Origin of the sequence: Enterococcus sp. OL5, from assembly GCF_006491895.1 — a bacterium.
GTDB classification, from domain to species: Bacteria; Bacillota; Bacilli; order Lactobacillales; family Enterococcaceae; genus Enterococcus_D; species Enterococcus_D innesii.
Genome location: NZ_VHIL01000012.1, coordinates 119,011 through 136,057, shown reverse-complemented (window position 1 = coordinate 136,057; position 17,047 = coordinate 119,011). Strand labels below are relative to the sequence as shown.

At 44.4% G+C, this 17,047-nt stretch carries 13 protein-coding genes; 1 reads left to right on the top strand and 12 read right to left on the bottom strand.

What is annotated here, in order from left to right; genetic code table 11:
• Positions 1-560: 560 nt before the first annotated feature.
• The 12 genes from lysS to pth form a co-directional block, all read right to left on the bottom strand.
• Entirely contained in the window at positions 561-2,054 is a 1,494-nt protein-coding gene (lysS, locus tag FJU10_RS13990) for a lysine--tRNA ligase (RefSeq protein ID WP_005230758.1), read from the bottom strand.
• Between the two features lie 96 nt (positions 2,055-2,150).
• Positions 2,151-3,164 (bottom strand): tRNA dihydrouridine synthase DusB, encoded by a 1,014-nt coding sequence (gene dusB / locus FJU10_RS13985; RefSeq protein WP_140966178.1) that lies wholly within the window; start codon positions 3,162-3,164, stop codon positions 2,151-2,153.
• Positions 3,165-4,046, bottom strand: a complete 882-nt coding sequence (gene hslO, locus FJU10_RS13980; RefSeq protein WP_140966177.1) for an Hsp33 family molecular chaperone HslO — start codon at positions 4,044-4,046, stop codon at positions 3,165-3,167.
• Positions 4,047-4,187: 141 nt separating this feature from the next.
• Complete coding sequence (gene ftsH, locus FJU10_RS13975) at positions 4,188-6,296, bottom strand: ATP-dependent zinc metalloprotease FtsH (protein ID WP_081119268.1); 2,109 nt, start codon at positions 6,294-6,296, stop codon at positions 4,188-4,190.
• 73 nt (positions 6,297-6,369) lie between these two features.
• The gene (gene hpt, locus FJU10_RS13970; RefSeq protein WP_005230750.1) at positions 6,370-6,915 is read right to left on the bottom strand and encodes a hypoxanthine phosphoribosyltransferase; all 546 of its coding nucleotides are present in this window, start codon (positions 6,913-6,915) and stop codon (positions 6,370-6,372) included.
• 19 nt (positions 6,916-6,934) lie between these two features.
• The gene (tilS, locus tag FJU10_RS13965) at positions 6,935-8,335 is read right to left on the bottom strand and encodes a tRNA lysidine(34) synthetase TilS (RefSeq protein WP_140966176.1); all 1,401 of its coding nucleotides are present in this window, start codon (positions 8,333-8,335) and stop codon (positions 6,935-6,937) included.
• Between the two features lie 100 nt (positions 8,336-8,435).
• Entirely contained in the window at positions 8,436-8,879 is a 444-nt protein-coding gene (locus tag FJU10_RS13960) for a S1 domain-containing RNA-binding protein (RefSeq protein ID WP_005233352.1), read from the bottom strand.
• Positions 8,880-8,953: 74 nt separating this feature from the next.
• Positions 8,954-9,400: an FtsB family cell division protein gene (locus FJU10_RS13955; RefSeq protein WP_140966175.1), complete on the bottom strand. Its 447-nt coding sequence runs from the start codon at positions 9,398-9,400 to the stop codon at positions 8,954-8,956.
• 83 nt (positions 9,401-9,483) lie between these two features.
• Positions 9,484-9,750, bottom strand: coding sequence for an RNA-binding S4 domain-containing protein (locus FJU10_RS13950; RefSeq protein WP_005230745.1), 267 nt, complete (start codon positions 9,748-9,750; stop codon positions 9,484-9,486).
• Positions 9,737-11,368 carry a polysaccharide biosynthesis protein gene (locus tag FJU10_RS13945; protein WP_016611989.1) on the bottom strand — a complete coding sequence of 544 codons (1,632 nt, stop codon included), beginning with the start codon at positions 11,366-11,368 and terminating at the stop codon, positions 9,737-9,739. Before FJU10_RS13945 ends, FJU10_RS13950 begins: the two co-directional genes overlap by 14 nt.
• Positions 11,369-11,383: 15 nt before the next feature.
• Entirely contained in the window at positions 11,384-14,902 is a 3,519-nt protein-coding gene (gene mfd, locus FJU10_RS13940; RefSeq protein ID WP_016611990.1) for a transcription-repair coupling factor, read from the bottom strand.
• Positions 14,903-14,913: 11 nt separating this feature from the next.
• Positions 14,914-15,474 carry an aminoacyl-tRNA hydrolase gene (pth, locus tag FJU10_RS13935; RefSeq protein ID WP_008380153.1) on the bottom strand — a complete coding sequence of 187 codons (561 nt, stop codon included), beginning with the start codon at positions 15,472-15,474 and terminating at the stop codon, positions 14,914-14,916.
• A gap of 355 nt (positions 15,475-15,829) precedes the next feature.
• Between pth and FJU10_RS13930 the strand changes: the two genes are divergently transcribed.
• A complete protein-coding gene (locus FJU10_RS13930) occupies positions 15,830-16,813 on the top strand; it encodes an L-lactate dehydrogenase (RefSeq protein ID WP_005230720.1) in 984 nt (327 codons plus the stop codon).
• Positions 16,814-17,047: the final 234 nt, after the last annotated feature.

Here is a 17,047-nt window from a genome sequence, read left to right as displayed (position 1 = left end):
GGTTCGTTTGCTTGCTTTGTTCAGTTTTCAAAGGTCTACCGTGCTGTGTTAGCAACTTTTATATCATATCAGAGCGACGTTTGATTGTCAACTCTTTTTTAAAAGTTTTTTTTCGCTCGTTGTTTTTCAACTTCGTAGCGGCTGTCTCAGCGACTTCATTAGAATAACAAATGATTTGTTATTTGTCAACAACTTTTTTCAATTAATTTTGTTGATGTATCAACATCAATTAACTTTTTTAAAATTGCGACTTCGTTATAATATCATCTGTCGAGCTGTGCGTCAACTAGTTTTTTCAATTCTTTTTAGGAATTCATTTAGTCATTTGGCACATGTAATAATATACCAACTAAATCCCTTGCGGTCAATCATTTTCTATGGCTTTTTTCAATTTTTACAAACCCGTCTAATCGCATTGGATCCAGCTTTTATCGTTCGCATTTAATCCGTTTTCCAGTATCCGTTCCGACGTATTTCCCTCTATTTCCTCGCAGTTTTTCTCCCTGATCCAGCAGACAAGAAAAAAAGCCGCCCATCTCTTGCGAGTGGACGGAGTTTTTTTATCTCATTGTTGGGAATAATAAAACGTCGCGAATCGATTGCGCATCGGTCAACAGCATCACTAAGCGATCGATCCCGATCCCTAATCCACCAGTTGGCGGCATACCGTATTCAAGTGCTTCTAAGAAATCTTCATCCACCCCATGGGCTTCATCATTTCCTGCTTCGCGCTCTTTTTCTTGCCCTTCAAAACGTTCTCTTTGATCAATTGGATCATTTAGTTCCGTGAAGGCATTCGCAAATTCACGACCAACGATAAATAATTCAAAGCGGTCGGTAAAGCGTTCATCTTCTGGATTCTTTTTCGCTAATGGCGAAACTTCCACTGGATGACCGAAGACAAAGGTTGGCTGCTGTAACGTTTCTTCAACAAATGTCTCAAAGAATTCATTGATGATATGGCCAACAGTCATGGCATCAGTGATTTCAACATGATGTTCTTTCGCTAAGCTGCGGGCTTCTTCAACGGACATTGGTTGCCAGAAATCCACACCTGTTTGATTTTTGATTGCATCGACCATATGGATTCGCGCAAAGTCGCTAGCTAGATCGACTTCTTGTCCATCGTATTGGATCGTTGCTGTGTGCAAGACTTTTTCAGCAGCATTACGGATAATGCCTTCGGTCAGATCCATCACATCTTTGAAATCTGTATATGCCGTATACGCTTCTAGCATTGTAAACTCAGGATTATGGGTCGTATCGATCCCTTCATTCCGGAAAACGCGGCCGATCTCATAGACTTTTTCCATGCCGCCCACGATCAATCGTTTTAAGTGAAGCTCAAGAGCGATCCGTAAATACAGATCCATGTCTAAGGCATTGTGGTGGGTAATGAAGGGACGAGCCGCTGCACCACCTGCTTGATTATGCAATACTGGCGTTTCGACTTCGATATACCCATGACCGTCAAGGTAACGACGAATTTCGCTGATGATTTGGCTTCGTTTCATGAAACGATCAAAGCTTTCTTTATTACTGATCAAATCCAAGTAACGTTGACGGTAGCGTTGTTCTACGTTCGTCAAGCCATGGTATTTGTCAGGCAATGGACGCAATGCTTTTGATAAGATCACGATTTCTTTGGCTTTGATGGTCACTTCACCGGTATCGGTCTTCATGATTTCACCAGATACGCCGAAGAAATCACCTAAGTCTGCGTGTTTGAATACTTCGTAAGGTTCATCCCCTACTTGGTCTTTACGTACATATATTTGAATACGGCCTTCGCGGTCTTGTAAATGTGCAAAACCAGCCTTTCCTTTTCCACGTTTTGTAACGATTCTTCCTGCAATGCTTGCTGAAAGATTCATTTCGGCTAATTCTTCTTTGGTTCTTTGATCAAATAACTCATGTAACTCGGCAGAATTATGGGTGCGTTCGAATCGCTTGCCAAAAGGATCAATGCCTTCTTCCCGTAGTTTTTCCATCTTTTCACGGCGAACCAACATTTGATCATTCAATTCTTCTTGTGTTTGTCGTTCCTCTGTCACGAGTTTTCCTCCATTCTTAACTTGGGTTTCCTTCTTATAATGCCAATGATGACGCAAAAAATCAAGCCGAACTTTCGAATCGACTTGATTTGTTTCTTATTCCTTAAGAGTTGCTACCGGCTGTTTTTCGGTCTTCTCTACAAATGCATCTAATAAATCAAAAATCGTTTGCTTATCTTCTGCTTGATTGATAGCTGCCTTCACTTTGGCTGCCCGTGAAATACCTTTTAAGTAGTACGCAGCATGTTGGCGGAATTCTCGCGAAGCGATTTTTTCCCCTTTTAGATCAGCCAACCGTTCTAAATGAAGTTTCGCTGTCGAAATTTTTTCTCGTGGTGTTGGTTCCGGCAATAACTCGCCTGTCTCCAAGTATTGCTTGGTGCGGTGGATCATCCACGGATTGCCTAAGGCTGCCCGTCCGATCATCACTGCATCAGCGCCGACTTCTTCCAACATTCGTTTCGCATCTTCAGGGGTTTTGACATCGCCGTTACCCATAAAGGGAATCGTGATACTTTGCTTCACTTGTTTCAAAACGTCCCAATCAGCCGATCCTTCATACATCTGTACACGGGTTCTACCATGCATACCGATTGCTGCGGCACCCGCTGCTTCCGCGGCTTGGGCATTCTCAACCGCAAAGACGTGTTGCTCATCCCAACCGATCCGCATTTTGACGGTAACGGGCTTGTCGATCGCACTGGAAACAGCATGAACCATTTCATAAACCTTGTCGGGATCTAAAAGCCACTTCGCACCAGCTTCTGCTTTGATGATTTTGTTTACAGGACACCCCATGTTGATATCAATGATATCGGCAGTAGTGTTCTCTGCGACAAATTGCGCTGCCTCTACTAAGGATGCTTTATTCCCACCAAAAATCTGAATACTAAGAGGATGCTCCGTCTCGTCAATAAACAGCATCTCAAGGGTCTTCTTATTACGCAGTTGAATCCCTCGATCACTGATCATCTCACAGACGACTAAACCCGCGCCAAATTCTTTGACTGTCACACGAAACGCAGAATTGGTGGTCCCCGCCATTGGCGCAACGACGACGCGGTTAGGAATCTCAACCGAGCCGATCTGCCATGTCTGTCTATCTTTCACTTACGCTTCCGCCTCTTTCTTCAACGCCGCCAGTTCCGTTTCATCAAAATGATACTTGTTGCCACAAAACGAGCAGACTGCCTCTGCCCCGTGGTCTTCATCGATCATCGCTTGGATCTCGTCAGCCCCTAAGGTGATGATCGCTGTCGCAAATTTTTCTTTCGTGCAATCACAATGGAACTGAACTGGCATTTTTTCTAGTACTTCGATTGTCGTGTCTGGCAACAATGTCGCTAAGATCTCTTCTGGTGATTGGCCTTCATCGATCAAGGTTGATACTCGAGGCAATTCTCCCAAACGTTTTTCGATGGCATCAATGATCTCTTCACTGGCACCAGGCATGATCTGTAGCATAAAGCCACCGGCTGCCCGAATCGAATCATCGGTTTCTACTAATACACTCAGACCAACAGCAGAAGGAATCTGTTCTGACACTGCTAAATAATAAGTAAAGTCTTCCCCAAGTTCCCCCGAGACGATCGGTGTTTGCCCAGAGAAAGGTTCTTTTAGCCCTAAGTCTTTGATCACGGTAAAGATCCCTTGGTCACCCACTGCGCCCCGAACATCCAATTTCCCTTGAGGATTCAATGGCAGACTGATCTGTGGATTTTTTATGTATCCTTTTACGTCCCCACGACCATTGCTGTCTACGACGATTGCCCCAGCAGGACCATTTCCTTGAATTTTGACGGTCAATTTGTCTTCCCCTTTTAAGGTACTGCCTAATAACAAACTTCCCACCATCGCTCGCCCTAAAGCAGCGGATGCCGTATTCCATGTTTCATGGCGTCGTTGTGCTTCGGCGATCGTCTCTGTTGCCGATACGGCGTATGCCCGGACGAAGCCGTTATACGCTAGTGCTTTTACTAAATAATCCTTCATCTTGATTCTCCTTTTTATTCATTAATGAATCATACTAGGAAGCGCCGCTTTTTTCAACTGAATGTGTTTGAATTTAAGGAAAGTCTTCTTAAATAGAAACAAAAAGGCACCGAGTTTCCTCGGTGCTTGATACGTCTTGTTTTAGGCGTTATCATCTTTGTTTTCTTGATCAGTCGGTTGGCTTTCGCTATTGCGGCGAACGTCTTCCAATTGTTGATCAAAATCGTTTGATGGTGCATCTTCACTGTGTTTTTCTGCAGCTTGCTTCTCTGCATCTTTTTCTTCCAGCGCACGTTTTGCTTCTTCAAACGTTTGGGCTTTTTCACTAGGATACTCAGAGCTTTCGGTTCCTTCAGGCATTTTGCCTTCTTCAAACAAGGATTTGATTGCTTTGGCATCTAATGTTTCATGTTCAAGCAGTTTTTCAGCGATCAATTTGTGCTGTGCACGGTGTTCTTCAATGATTTCATGGGCTTTTTGATGGGCATCCATTAAAATCTTGCGAACTTCTTGATCGATTTCAAAGGCAACTTGTTCAGAGTACGCTTTTGTTTGACCATAATCACGACCGACAAAGACTTGATGGTTTCCTTCATATTGAACTGGACCTAATTTGTCGCTCATGCCATATTCTGTCACCATACTTCTTGCAAGCGCAGTTGCTTGTTCAAAGTCATTAGAAGCACCCGTTGATTGTACCCCGAAGATGATTTCTTCAGCCGTACGTCCACCAAGCAACCCAACGATTTGCTCAAACATATCTTCTTTGGTCATCAAGAATTGATCTTCTTTCGGCAAGGCGATCATGTAACCACCCGCACGTCCCCGAGGAATGATCGTTACTTTGTGTACCACACGGGCACGACTCAAGACTAACCCAACGATGGTATGTCCTGCTTCATGGTAAGCAACCATTTCACGTTCGCGTTTGTTGATGACCCGATCTTTCTTCGCTGGACCAGCGATCACGCGGTCTTCTGCTTCATCGATATCTGAAGCGTCGATTTTTTTCTTGTTACGACGAGCAGCAACTAATGCCGCTTCGTTCAAGACGTTTTCCAGATCCGCACCGGCAAACCCTGGTGTTTGTTGGGCAACGACTTTCAAATCAACATCATCTGATAAAGGTTTGTTGCGGGCATGGACACGGAGGATCGCTTCGCGACCTTTCACGTCTGGACGACCAACTAAAATCTGACGGTCAAAACGACCTGGACGTAGCAACGCTGGATCTAGAACATCCGAACGGTTCGTTGCGGCAATGACGATCACGCCTTCGTTTCCATCAAAACCATCCATTTCAACCAATAACTGGTTCAATGTTTGTTCCCGCTCATCATGTCCGCCACCCATACCGGCACCACGTTGGCGACCGACAGCATCGATTTCATCGATAAAGATGATGGCTGGTGCATTTTTCTTCGCTGTTTCAAATAAGTCACGCACCCGGCTTGCACCGACACCGACAAACATTTCAACGAAATCTGAACCAGAGATCGAGTAAAACGGTACGCCAGCTTCACCAGCAACGGCTTTGGCTAGTAACGTTTTCCCGGTTCCCGGAGGTCCCTCAAGTAAGACACCTGCAGGGATACGAGCACCTAATTCAACGAAACGTCGAGGATCTTTCAAGAATTCCACGACTTCGACAAGCTCTTGTTTTTCTTCTTCTGCACCGGCTACGTCTGAAAAACGTACGCGGTTGGCTTTTTTGTCCGCTTCTTTGGCTTTTGATTTGCCAAAGTTCATCACACGGCCGCCACCGCCACCGCCGCCGCCTTGTTGGCTCATCATCATATAGAAGAAGAAAATGATGATCACAAGTGGTAAGAAGCTAACCAAAAGCGATAACCAAATACCACTGTTGGATTCTTCTTCGATGGTAGTTTTGACCCCTTGTGCTGAGGCCAGACTGGTGACTTCGCTCAGCGTAGAATCATTTGGTAAAATGATCGTTGAAAAGCGGGTCGAACTTGCCTGTGTATTGCCTAAAACAGACAAGCTGTTGTCATTGCTGACAGTTTGTTCTTCATTGTATTCACCCACGATTCGATAAACACCGTTAGCGGGTTGGACAGTAAATTGTTTGACCTTCCCGTCTTTCAGTTGTTCTGTAAACGTGGAGTACTCGATCGTTGGGGTCTGCTGATTGCCATTTCCAAAGATGAAATAAACGACCATGACCATTGCCAACAAGACAAGTACATAATATAAGGTATTTTTTACCATACCGTTATTTTTCTTATTCATGCGTACCTCCCTGGCTATTTTGTTTTATCAATCCTGACCATTTAATTGTATCACAATTGATTTAGAACAGTCACTAATTTGACTGATAAACACTAGGTTTTAAGACGCCAACGTAAGGTAAGTTTCGATATTGCTCTGCATAGTCCAGCCCATATCCAACAACAAACTCATTTGGCACATCGAAGCCGACGTAATCAGCATCGATCTCAACAACACGGCCTTCCGGCTTATCTAATAACGTCACGATTTTCACTGATTTCGCTTTACGGTATTTGAATAGATCTACCAGATAAGCCAACGTGCGACCGCTGTCAATGATGTCTTCAACGATCAAAAGATCGCGGCCCTCAACATTTGTATCTAAATCTTTGATGATTTTGACTTCTCCAGATGAAATCATGGCATTGCCATAACTTGAGACATCCATGAAGTCTAACTCCAAGTAACAATCCATCTCACGAACGATGTCTGCCATGAAAGGAACGGCACCTTTCAGTACACCTACGACTAGAGGATTTTTATCCGCATAAGCCGCCGTTAATTCTTGACCAAGTTCCACACAACGATTTTTGATTTCGTCACGGGAAATCAAAATTTTCTCAATATCTTTATCTAGCATAAAGTTCTCCTTCCAACTCTTACTTCTGATATTTATAAAGAAGTATGTAGTGTATTTTATCAGTTTCTGGCGCAATACTCAAATAGGAAAATGCATGAGGTAGTAAGGCAATCACCTGTTTATCAAGGTTTGTGACGACCCAACTTTTTTCTCGCTCTTCATTAGGAATTTTTGAATCGATAAAAAAACGACTGATCTTTTTGGTCAGGCCACGCGCCAAGCGGATTCGGTCTCCTGGCTGACGCTTACGTACGATCAGCTCAGAGGAATAGTTTAGCGGTAAATCTTGGGAAAACTCTGACCAATTTGTGATTTTTTTGGGAATATGCTGTTCATTTATCGGAAAATACCCAATCCATTCCTTTTCAGAAAGATAGATCCCCTCCCCTAAAACCAGACGCTGACTGACTTCTGTCAACGGCGTTGCAGGCTTTTGGGAAACAGCTACAGGTTCCAATAATAATTGGTCATAACTGCGCCGCAACTGCCACTGTTTGTGCAATGCCAATTGCCATTGCCCTTTCTTTTCGTCTAGCAGACGCAATAACTGCGGCAGCTGTTTTTGATTGAGTGGCTGCTTTGTAAAAGCTTCTGCTTGCTGCAAAAACCCAGCATAGAAAAAATAGCGCTGCGCCGGCGAAAACTTCGGCAGCTGTTGCAGATCGATCGCTAAGCGAGCAGCTTGCTGTTGAACGAACGCAGACAACCATTGCTGCTGCTCTTGCTGGATCAACTGATTGGCGAACTGCATTTCTACAGAAAGCTGTTGAAAATGCGGCAACAGTTGCGGATTTTCCGCTTTTAATGCCGGCACTACTTGCTGGCGTAGTCGGTTTCGCAAATACAGCGGTTCGTGATTGCTTTCGTCTTCAAAGTAGGGAATCTGCTGTACTTGCGCATAGTCGTAAATCGCTGTCTTACTGACACTAAGCAACGGCCGCAACAGGATTCCAGCGTGAAAAGGCTGCTGCTGCTGCATCCCGCCAGCCGATTGCAAGCGGCCTTCTCGCATCATCTTCATCAGCATCGTTTCTACTTGGTCATCACTGTGGTGAGCAGTCAGCAAAACATCATAGCCTTCTCGGGACATGACATCGGCAAAAAACGTATAGCGAAAGTCCCGAGCGCTAGCTTCTATGCCAGTTTCTGGCGGATTTTCCCAGCACCGCTCATAAAAAGGAATGCCGCGTTCTTGGCAGTACTGCCGTAAAAAAGCAGCTTCCTCAGCAGATGCTGGACGCAATTGATGGTTTACATGTGCCACACCAAAGACCTGCTCTTTTTGCATTTCGGGAAACAACTGACAAAAGACCTGCAGCAAGACCATGGAGTCGACTCCCGTCGATACCGCCAGCAAAAAGCGGCGTTTTTTTTCAGGATCGATGGCAGTGAGTTGCCCTCGAACGGTTTGAATGACCATCATTTGCCCTCCTTCTCATTTGGTAGACCCACAAGAAAGAAAGCTGAAACAAAACGAACCAACAGTTTTGTTTCAGCTTTTTCCAACTTGCTATTCATGTTTAGTTACGGCGTCCGCCGCGGCCACCGCGTTTTCCTTCTGTATTTCGACGTAATGATGAAAGACGATCATCACTATCTTTTAGAAAAGAACTCATCAATGAATCGAAGTCTTGTTTATTTACATTCGTAGTTTGATTGCGTGAAAAAGATTTTTTCGGATTTGGTCGATTGAATTCTTTTTTCGGGTATTCACGTTTTTCTTCCGGCTTATCTTCTGCTTTGCGGATCGATAGTCCAATTTTTCCATCGTTGCCGATTGCCGTAACAAGTACTGTCACTTCATCCCCAACAGACAACACGTCGTGAATGTCTTTGACGAATCCGTTTGATACTTCACTGATATGCACCAAACCAGTTTTCCCTTCACCAAGATCAATGAACGCACCAAAATTTGTAATACCAGACACTTTGCCCTTTAGTTTCGCTCCAACTTCGATTGACATATAAAAAATGTTCCTCCTAATTTTTACCCATTTAAAATAATTCAAACTACTGCGCTGAGTAGGTATGACATTGCTTAATCTTGTGACTCTGTGGATGATGATTCTTGTTCGCTTTGCGCAGAACGCTCATTAGTGTTTTGAGAATCCGTTCCATCTGGCAAGACAGGATAAATTTTTTCGCCATCTTTTGAGTAGAAGAATCGGCTGCGGGCCAATTTTGCCACATACTCATCGTCTTGCAATAAGGCAACATCTCGCTCCAATGAAGCCACTTTTTGTTCAGCTTCTTTTTGTTCGGCGACTGTTTCCGTCTTGTATTCCTTTAGTTTTTGCAGGCGCATTTGGTCGTTAAACATCTGAATCCCCACGACTGCAAATATCGCTAATGCCGCCACGAAAAACGCCACCAGCCGACGTCGGCGAAACACGACTTGCCGCCGCTCTTTTTCAAACTTGGCAAATTGCTCTTTCGCATAATCGGTCTGCAATAGTTCTATTTTTTTATTTGATTCTTTTGCCACCTGAACTCGCTCCCGTCGCTGTCTTTGTTTTTTACATTATACCAACATCCGCAAAGCTTGTCTAACTGAAAATGCCGTAAAAATCAAGCATTTTCTGAGATTCTTTCCTCTGAAACAATCTCATACATTTTTGCAGCGTCTTCTTTTTTCGTCGATTCATGCAATTCATTGACTTTTACTTCCAAGACCTTATTCCCGAACTGAATACGCATAGTATCGCCTACTTTGACGTCACTGCTTGACTTGGCTAATTTGCCGTTGATCTGAATACGTCCCTTGTCTGCCACTTCTTTGGCAACAGAGCGACGCTTGATGATGCGGGAGATTTTAAGAAATTTATCTAATCTCATGTTTTTCACCTCTTCTTAATAGTTTCTTTCCAAATGGAACTAACAGCCATTCGCGAATCGTTAACAATTTGATTTTGATCGCTGTCCCGATAAAGGCTGCGCCTCCCAGACCGACACCGCCTAGGCAAAAAATCAGCGCCTGTAGTCGATGGGTCAAAGGACCGTTCAATAAGATCGCAACGAAGCTATAATATAAGAATAGCACGCTTGCCATGATCCCTAAACAAAGAAATAATTTTTTTCCATAATTTCCTTCATACCAAAAGCGATTGATGCTACTTTGTGCTCGACGCTGTTCGGAAACCACAAAACAGCATAAGGTCGCGCCTAACCCCAACAGCGTACTGATACTTGCTCCTGCAGTCCCATAAGAAGCGGTCAGTGGCCACATCGATAGGCATTTGACCAAAAGACCAATCCCCGCAGCGAGCAAGCCGAAGGTATAGGTATTGCGACTTTGCTGAATGCTTTGATAGGCTTGAATCGTCGCCATCAGAGCGATGGAAAAGACAAACAATACCAGCGCAGCATTGCCAGATCCGTCTTTAAATAAGGCAAAATTGATATAAGGCAGCAAAATCGCTAACCCTACCGCAGAAGCCGAAGCAATCCCGATCGTTAGGCGCAAATACATTTTTGCCGACTTTTCAAACAGCTGCTGATTTTTTACCGTCAAATACTTGGTCAACGTTGGCAAAAACGTCGAGCTTAACGCCATCGCCACCACAAGACCTAGTTGGACGAGGGGTTGTCCGCGATCATAGATCCCTTTCGAAATCCGGGCTGCTTGTGCCGTCAATCCCCCCGCTTCTAGCGCATTGGTCAATAAAAACGAATCCGCTAACTGGAACAAGATCAAATAGCCGCTATAAATCGTCAACAGACCGCCTTCTAAGAAGAACCGTTTTTTCAACGAGGCGGATAAACCAGCGGTATTTTCTCCTGTACGGGTGACTGGTTTATGCCATAGCGATAGGCGTTTGCCGTTGATTTGTCGGCTATAATAACTTAAAATCCACCACGCCGCAAGGCCCCCGACTAAGGCACCCATCATGGCGACAGTCCCCGTTTGATAAATCGTCCAGCCCAATTGCTGGAAGGCTGCCGCAGCACCTAAAATCACACCAACTCTAAGCAGCTGCTCTACAACTTGAGACACTGCGGTTGGCACCATTTGTAGATTTCCTTGAAACATTCCTCGATAAAAGGTCAAGGGTGGGACAAACAAAAAGGTAAAGGAAACGACTCGAATCAAGCCTGCCAGTTGATGGTCCCCCATCACTTGCGCGATTGGACCGGCAAATAAAAAGGTCACAGCCCATAAGCCGATCGCCGACCAAAGCACATAAGGCGTCAACGCTTGCAGCCGCTCCTTGCTTTTCAAAGGATCAGGTTCTTCAGCAACAATGCGGGAGATAAACTGCGGCAAACCTGACAACGCCAAAGTCATTGCCAATCCATAAATCGGATAGACCTGTTGATACACATAAAACCCTTCGTCGCCTACCAGGTTCTGAAAAGGGACCCGATAAACGGCACTTAAGATTTTTGCGATAAAGGAAGCGATCGTTAAAATAAACGCCCCTTCCATCGTACGCTTCAATTGTGATTTCGGCATCCCTCTGGTTCCTTTCTAGCCTTGGCTGGCGTATTTTTGTTCCCGTAACGCTTTGACAAAATCTTGGATTTCTAATAGCCAGGTGCTTTCTTTCATCACTGGCGGAATCTGTAATTTGATGGTCATTTGCTCATGATCGACACCCATCGTGGCTTTTAATTTAGTAGCTTTCAATGCTTCAAACAGCTGCTCCACCGAATAATTTTTCGTGCCGACTTTACTCAAAGTAAACGACACGGTTTGTTGCTGCTTGCGGATAGTTTCTAACAAGGCACGATCGCCGTTCATTTTGATCTCGCCCACCGTTAAGAGGTGCGCCACTTCTACAGGGTATTCTCCGAAACGGTCTAATAAATCATCTTGAAGTTCATCAACTGCTTCTTGTGATTCCAGCTCACGAATTCGTTTATAGATCTCGATTTTTTGCCGTTCGTCTTCAATATACGAAGTCGGTAAGTAGGCATCGATCCCCAGATCGATCTCAACGGTCGTTTTTTCTGTTTGGGTATTTTTCCCTTGTTTACGAGTGACTGCTTCCGACAGCATTTGTGAGTACATGTCAAACCCGACTGCATCGATAAAGCCGTGCTGTTGCGCCCCCAATAGATTTCCTGCCCCACGAATCGAAAGATCTCGCATCGCGATTTTGAATCCTGAACCTAACTCCGTAAAGTCCTTAATGGCTTGCAGACGTTTTTCACTGACTTCGTTCAACACTTTTTGCTGTTCATACATGAAATACGCATAAGCGACTCGATTGCTCCGACCGACACGGCCACGCAACTGATACAACGTCGAAAGCCCCATGTAATCGGCATTTTCCACAAACAACGTATTGGCATTGGGAATATCCACACCGGTTTCAATGATCGTCGTCGTCACCAACACATCGTATTGCCCTTCAATAAAGTCAAACAGGGTATTTTCCAATTGGATCTCGGTCATTTGCCCGTGGGCATAAGCGATTCGTGCATCTGGCACTAACGCCTGCAGTTCTTCGACTTTTCGCTCGATCGTATCGACACGATTATAGAGATAAAACACTTGGCCCCCGCGTGCCATCTCCCGTTGGATCGCTTCTCGCACCGCTCCTGGATTCATCTCCATCACATAGGTTTGGATCGGGTAACGATTTTCCGGTGGTGTTTCGATCACAGATAGGTCCCGCACGCCCAGCATCGACATATGCAATGTTCTTGGGATCGGCGTTGCCGTCAACGTCAACACATCGACTTGCGAACGCAGTTGTTTCAAGCGCTCTTTGTGTTTGACCCCAAAACGTTGTTCTTCATCGATCACCAACAAGCCCAAATCAGCAAACTCGACATCTTTTGACAATAATCGGTGGGTCCCCACCAAAATATCGACTTGCCCTTTGCGCACTTGCTCGATCGTTTCATTCTGCTGTTTTTTCGTCCGAAAACGACTCAGCACCCCAACATTGACGGGGAAGCCTTCAAAACGATCGACCATCGTTTCATAGTGCTGCTGTGCCAAGATCGTTGTCGGCACTAAGAAAGCCACTTGTTTGCTTTCTTTGATCGCTTTAAAAGCAGCCCGCAGCGCCACTTCTGTTTTCCCAAAACCGACATCTCCAACTAACAAACGGTCCATCGGCTTTTCTTTTTCCATATCCCGCTTGATCTCTGCCGTACTGCGCAGCTGATCATCGGTTTCCGAATAAGGAAAGGCATCTTCAAATTCTTTTTGATAGGCATCGTCTGGTTGAAAGGCATAGCCTTTTTCTGATTCGCGTTTGGCATACAATAAAATCAAATCATCTGCGATGTCTTCAATTTTAGCCGTCACTTTGCGCTTGGTCTTCGCCCACTCACTGCCGCCTAATTTATTGATTTTCGGTGTTTTCGATTCGGAAGCCACATATTTTTGAATCAAATTCAATTGGGTGACTGGAATAAAGAGCTTGTCTTCGTTTTGGTACAAGATCGTCATGTAATCTTGATGGACGCCATCGACTTCTAAGGTTTCCATGCCGATGTACTTCCCGATCCCATGATTCGCATGGACGACATAATCGCCGGCTTTTAACTCATTGTAGCTTTTGAGACGTTCCGCATTTGTGACATTTTGCCGGCGGGCTCTTTTTTTGTTCATCTTTTGGAAAATTTCTTTTTCTGTAACCACCACTAGCTTGTCTTGCGGCATTTCAAAGCCGCTTTGCAAACGTTCCACCACGATTTGGGTGCGTCCTGTAAACAGGCGGTCTTGTTGCGTCTGCACGGCATAGATATCATGATCTCGCAGATCTTGCTCTAACTTCTTAGCCCGTTCTTGGTCACTGACCAGAAAAATCACTGTTTGCTGTTGCTTCTCCCAGCGATCGATCTCAACTTTCAAGAGACCCATTTGGCTGAAAAACTGCTGCATCGGCCGGTATTGGAATTGATGGATCGCTTGGAAGCGAATGTTCCCCATTCCTTTTTGAAATAAAGAAAAGAAGCTGGTCACAAAGGTTTCTTTTTGCAGCAGTTGATGGACATCGATCCCGAATTGCTGTTCAGAAAAGACCCGCAGCTCCGCTAATTTTTGGGTATGCCACTCCGCTTCTTCCCGTTCGATCTCACGATTGGTCTCCATGATCCGAGCATAATCATCGATCATCAAAAAGGCGTCTTCAGAAAAATAATCTAAGACACTCGTTTGCTGACGATAAAGCAAATCCGTGTAATAACGGGCACTTTCACCGGGAATCCCCGCTTGCCATTGGGAGGCCAATTGGCCGAAATAGTCTTCTAAAAAGGCGCGATCAGTTGCTTCTTTGGTGACTGCCAACCGTTTGTTCAATAATTCTTGCAGCTGCTTTTGCCCCGCCGCTAAATCTTCCGCTGAGAAAACCAATTCGGTAGTCGGTAAAATAGCCACTTGCTGCAGCGTTTCCACTGAGCGTTGCGTTTCCACGTTGAAAGAACGCATCGAGTCGATTTCTACATCGAATAACTCGATCCGTACGGGGTATTCGGCATTTAATGGATAAATATCGAGGATGCTCCCACGAATACTGAATTCGCCGGGTTTGCCAATCATTGACTGCCGTTCGTAACCCATCAAGATCAATTGTTGCGGCAAACGCTCTAAATCGATCTCATCGCCGATTTGCCATTGGAATTGGTTGGCTAACCAGGTTTTCTTCTCAGGTAAATACTTTCGCAAAGCCGCTACCGGCAACACATAGATCCCGGTTTTCCCTTGAGAAACAGCATTCAGCGCTGCCACTCGTTCTTCTCGTGCTTCTGGTGAAGAAAAAGCCATTTCGGCTGACAACACTTCGTCCACTGGGAAAACATAGACATCATCCGTCACGTTGCGCAGATCTTCGGCTAGTTGATTCGTATAATACAGATTTGGTGTCACCACGATCACTTGTTTTTGAAATGCCTGATACACACCGGTGATCGCCAATGTTTTTGCCGATCCAGCTAGACCGGTCAATAATTGCCGGGGGGCCTGTTCACGTAAACCTGCATGCCAAGCCGCCACTGTCGGCACTTTATTTATTAATTCAATTAAATCCATCTCGGCCCTCCTTAGTTAAATCGATTCATTGTGGCAAGAAAGTCGCCGTTGGTCAAGTAATCACTACTTGCCTCGACTGCCTTATCAATACTTTGTAAAACGATGGGCAGATCGTCTTTTGCAAAAGGACTCAGTACATGATTGACCACGGTTTGTCCTGGACGTGGCCGATCGATCCCGATTTTGATGCGGTCAAAGACTGTCGAGTCCAAATGCGCGATCAAACTCTTGATTCCATTGTGTCCCCCCGCACTGCCTTTTTGGCGCAAGCGGATTTTCCCTAATGCTAAATCAAGGTCATCATAGACCACTACTAATTCTTCTTGGTAGATGCCAAAATAGGTCATCAACGGACCTACCGAACGACCGGATTCATTCATGAAGGTTTGCGGTTTGACCAAAAGGATTTTTTCACCCTTCAAGAAAAACTCTGCCACTTCTGCTTCAAAAGCCGACTTTTTAAAGGTTGCTTGGTACTTTTGTGCCAACGCATCCACTACCATAAAGCCAACATTGTGTTTGGTTTTCTCATATTTTTTGCCGGGATTTCCCAAGCCTACAATCATTTTCATTTTTCGATTACGCTCCATTATTTCTAGTTTCAAGCTGATTCTTCATCTATTTTATCGGTTTTCTTATCCAAACACAAAATACTGGGCACACAAATGCGCCCAGTTCTTTTGCTGAAATAATTATAACACGAAATGGACTGTTATGGTGGCGTCCTCTTGCTCAGTTTTTATCTTTCTTAACGAATCTTAATAAAACGTTGATATATCCTCTTTTTGACGTAATAACAAAGAAAGCATTTACAACTGAAACAGCGATATTTTGTGTAATATTGTTGTGCAAATCACATGACAAATATACTTGAAAATGGTAGGATGATAGCGAGTAAAACAATTATGCGGAAGGAATGATACACAGATGACTGCAAAAACGAACAAAAAAGATCACCAAAAGGTAATTCTTGTTGGAGACGGTGCGGTTGGTTCTAGTTACGCGTTTGCGCTGGTGACCCAAAACATTGCGCAAGAAGTCGGAATCATTGATATAAATACAGCAAAAACAGAAGGCGACGCAATTGATTTGTCCCATGCCTTGGCCTTTACTTCCCCTAAAAAAATCTATGCCGCTTCTTATGAAGATGCACATGATGCTGATTTAGTCGTTATTACAGCTGGTGCGCCTCAAAAACCAGGTGAAACCCGCTTAGATTTGGTTCATAAAAACTTGAAAATCAACCGGGAAGTAGTTACCCAAATCGTTGATTCAGGGTTCAACGGAATCTTCTTAGTAGCAGCAAACCCAGTCGATATTTTGACTTATTCGACTTGGAAATTCTCAGGCTTCCCGAAAGAACGCGTCATCGGTTCAGGTACTTCTTTAGACTCTGCACGTTTCCGTCAAGCTTTGGCTGAATTAGTCGATGTTGATGCCCGTAACGTCCATGCCTATATCTTAGGCGAACACGGGGATTCAGAATTCCCTGTTTGGTCTCATGCCAACGTAGCCGGCTTGCAAATCTATGAATGGGTCAAAAACAACCCAGATATCGATGAAGAAGCAATGGTCAACATTTTCTTCAGCGTTCGTGATGCAGCCTACACCATTATCGAGAAAAAAGGTGCGACTTTCTATGGGATCGCGGTAGCCTTAGCACGAATCACTCGCGCGATCTTAGACGATGAAAATGCTGTTTTACCATTGTCTGTGTACATGAACGGCGAATACGGCTTAAACGACTTGTACATCGGTGCGCCTGCAGTTATCAACGCCCAAGGGATCCAAAAAGTGATTGAGATCCCATTGACGGATGGTGAAAAAGACCGGATGGCCGCTTCTGCAAAACAATTAAAAGATATTCTTGATGAAGCTTTTGCGAAACTAGATGCAGAAGACAATCAATAATTTCTTTCACTTCGTTTAGCTAGTCAACTATGCCACTGAACGAACCTTACAGCTCACTCTTTTTCAGAACAATTTGATCAAGATGATTTGCTGCGGTTCGTTCAGTTTTTTTATGCAAAGAAATGCTTTTCTACAGCTTAGCTAAAGATAGTTTAAGAATTTTCTATTTTTCATGGAAGTTTCATTTGCCATATTCGCTTTCTTGGGGGAATATGGTATGATTTAAGCGTTATT